The following is a 2,134-nucleotide window of genomic DNA, read 5'->3' on the forward strand; positions in this document are numbered from 1 at the left end:
TCCCCATCACCGCCCCACCGGCGCCTCCGGCGCCACCGGAAGCCCCGGCGCCACCGTCGCCGCCGGCGCCGCCGACGCCGAACAGTCCGCCGCTGCCGCCGCTACCACCGGGCGTGTGGGCTACGGTGCTGTTCCAGCCGGCGCCGCCATCGCCGAACAACCACCCACCGTCGGTGCCGTTGACGTGCAACGGATCTCCATCGACGCCGTCGCCGATCAGGCCGCGCCCGGTGAGATCGAGGAACGGCTGGTTGATGAAGTTGTCGATTTGTTGGCCAAGGTCGCTGTGGATCCAGGCTTCGATGCCGTCGTGGATCGGGGTGTAGAAGTACTGCAGTAGCAAGGTGTTGGGGTCGATGGCCGCGGGGCTGGCCAGGGCGGCGCCGCTCAGTTCGGCTAGGACGGTGTCCCAGTGGGCGGGGGCCAGGAAGGTGTCCCACGCCGACGGCGCGAACACCGCGTCCCAGTCGAGGTTGCCGGTCGTGGCATCCAGGAAGGGCGCCATGGCTGTTTCGATCGCGTCATCGAAGTCGGCCTGGGCCGTGGGGGCTGCGGCCAGCGGCGCCAGTCCGAACGTCAGGAATGCGCTTGTGGTGGCGGTAAACCCGATAACCCGGCTGGTTGGGTAGTTTTTCACGTAGGCTCTTGTTTCCTAGCTCGCGCGGGTGACGATGACGTTGATGGTGTTTGCGCCGCTGTCTGAGGCGATGATCAGGACGGGTGCGTTGGGGGCGGAGACGACGTGCCCGCCAGTGACGGTGACGTGGTAACCGTCGGGGTACTGCAATGCGGGCACCGAGATTTCAGTTTGGGTTCCGGCCGCGAAACTTCCTTCGCCGCTAGCCATCTCGGTCGAGTAGTTGAAGTTGAAGGTGCCGTCCGCGAACGACCAGGCGCCCGGGATGCCGCCCACCGCCAGCGGGTAGGGCTGGGCCAGGGTGGTCAAGGTCGCGTAGTCGACGGTGTCGTCGGTTATCGGGGTGTGCAGGTCATGGTCGCGAATCAGGGTGTAATCCCAGAACATCCAGCTGTAGCCGTAGCGGTTGGCCTCGGTCATGGTGTCGGTGATCGAACCGGTGTTGGTGGACGCACCGAATTCGGTGATCGCTACCGGGAGATCGTATTTCGATGCGTACGCCTCGGCGTTGCCCTGGACGATCGTCTCCCACAGTGAGCAGCCGAAGTCGGTGCCGAACAGGGCCGTCATGGTGCAGTAGTCGTGGAAGGCGAAGACGGTGTTGGCGTCGTCCACCTCGCCCAGGTACGTCGGGATCGGGAGGTTGCCGGACAGCGTGCTCGGTTCGAAGTACAGCGTGGTGGTCGGGTCGACGGATCGGATGGCCGCGGCCACTTGGTCGTAGAACGGGGTGAGCTGCTGGCCTTCGAAGAACGAGTTGCCGAAGATGGTCGACAACCACGTTGAGCCCGCCCACGGTTCATTCATCAGCTCATAGCCGACGACGGAGGAATCGTCTTTGAAGTAGTACGCGACGGCTTGCCACATCTGCGCGTAGTGGTTCTGTAGCCCGACACCGTCGGGTGCGTCGGCGTTGGACCAGAACCTGTCCCAGGCGTGGTTCTCCGCGGGGTTGAGCGCGTAGGTCCACGGCCAGCCGGTGTCGGGGTTGGGCAGCCCACCGGTCTGTACCGCCCAATCCGGTGCGCCGTCGCCGTAGCCCGTGGGGCCGCCGAGCCCGGCGGCGTAGAGGTCCTGATGCATGTCGAGGACGGTGTAAATGCCGTGGTTGGCCAGAATCTGAATGGTCTGGTTGATCGACGCCAGATAGTTGTAGTCGATGACGCCCGGTTGCGGTTCCACCCCTTCCCAGAGGATGCCGAGCCGCACCACGTTGAAGCCCTGGGCGGCCAGCAGCGCCGCGTCTTGATCGCTGAACCCCTCTGCTGCGGGATAGAACGGCGGGTTCTTCATCACCTCGCCGAAGCCGTGCAAGATGACGACCCGTCCGTCGTTGTCGGTGATCCAAGCGCCGGTGGTGCCGAGGTCCGAGACCCCTCCGGGCGGGAGGCCGTCGAGGGTGCCGTAGTGGCCGTGGTCGCCGTGGGTGCCGAGCAGCATGCTGGCGTTGCCGCCGGCGCCGCCGAGGGCGGGGAGGTCGCCGGGGCCGGTGTAGAC

The 2,134-nt window shown here is 66.0% G+C and carries 2 protein-coding genes; both read right to left on the bottom strand.

What is annotated here, in order from left to right:
- Positions 1 to 637, bottom strand: a 637-nt coding sequence (locus tag BN4346_RS48590) for a PGRS repeat-containing protein (protein WP_407695173.1), incomplete at its 3' end; no start/stop codon positions are given.
- A gap of 15 nt (positions 638 to 652) precedes the next feature.
- Positions 653 to 2,134: cellulase family glycosylhydrolase (locus tag BN4346_RS46685; RefSeq protein ID WP_067977065.1), on the bottom strand; the 1,482-nt coding region annotated here is incomplete at its 5' end.

The organism is Mycolicibacter icosiumassiliensis, assembly GCF_900078685.2.
Lineage (GTDB): Bacteria > Actinomycetota > Actinomycetes > Mycobacteriales > Mycobacteriaceae > Mycobacterium > Mycobacterium icosiumassiliensis.